Annotated in this window: 1 protein-coding gene; it reads left to right on the forward strand. The window is 40.4% G+C overall.

Features of this window, described 5'->3' with window-relative positions:
• On the forward strand, positions 1–1,044 hold a 1,044-nt coding region (locus AC1DRF_RS28510; protein WP_477742375.1), incomplete at its 5' end, for an Ig-like domain-containing protein.
• Positions 1,045–1,241: the final 197 nt, after the last annotated feature.

Genomic DNA, 1,241 nt, shown 5'->3' on the forward strand with positions numbered 1-1,241 from the left:
GATCAGCATATGGACAAGCCTCTTCAAAAAAAGAATCTAAATCAGCGTGTACTTAATGATTTAAAAAACGATGCAACTCATTCTTTAGAAAAAGCTCCTTCTCTTTCTTCATCTCAGAATTCAAAACAAATGAACAGCTCCTCTGCAAACGATGATCCACTGTTTGAAAAAGAGCCAAATAATGATTTTAACAAAGCTAATAGTTTGCCAAATGAAAAAACAATCATCGGACAAATGCTTCCTATGTATGACGTTGATTTTTATAAAGTGAATGTCCCTGCTAAAGGCGCACTGCTTGTAGCTGGGACGACCAATTCTCCAGCAATTGACCTTGCCTTTACAGCAGCTGAAAAAGACTTTAAAGATAACAAGAATTTAATCTACCAAGGCTCAGACTATAGCGATGGAGTCGAAGTTCAAGTCTATCAGGTAAATAAATCAGGAACATATTACATAGGCGCCACTGATTATGAGTTTGATGATGATTATGACGATAATACCGTGGATGATCTATATGCTCTGAGCACAGCATTCGTAGACAACGTCGCTCCAGATAAACCAGCCGTAAACAGAGTCGGTAATAATGATAAAGTGGTTACGGGAAAAGCGGAGGCTTCTTCTACGGTAACAGTTAAGGCTGGCAGCAAAACGCTCGGATCTGCCAAAACGTCTTCTAAAGGCACATTTTCTGTTAATATAAGCGTTCAAAAAGCCGGAACAACTCTTACCGTAACGGCTAAAGACAGCGCCGGAAACGTAAGTCCAAGCGTTTCCACGAAAGTAGCCGATGTCGTAGCGCCTAATAAGCCAACTGTCAATAAAGTCGATGATAATGATAAAGTGGTTATGGGAAAAGCGGAGGCTTCTTCTACTGTAACAGTCAAAGCGGGCAGTAAATCACTTGGATCTGCCAAGGCTTCTTCTAAAGGAACGTACTCTGTAAAAATACCAGCGCAGAAAGCAGGCACTACTCTTACCGTGACGGCCAAAGATGTTGCGGGGAATGTTAGCAGCGGAGCGACAACAAAAGTCGTGAAGCATTAATCAAAGAAGGAGGTGACTATGGTCACCTCCTTCTTTGATATAGTTAAAAAATCGTTTTTTTATACAAAGCGGTTGTCAACGCTTTCTCTTTCAATCAATTCATAGTTAGAAAGTGTAAGCTTTTCAACTTCTTCTCCGTTGACTAGCTTAATAATTCGCTGTGCCCCCATTTGTCCCGCTTCTTTATAGTAATATTT

The sequence above is a fragment of the Priestia sp. P5_B4 genome, assembly GCF_056400385.1.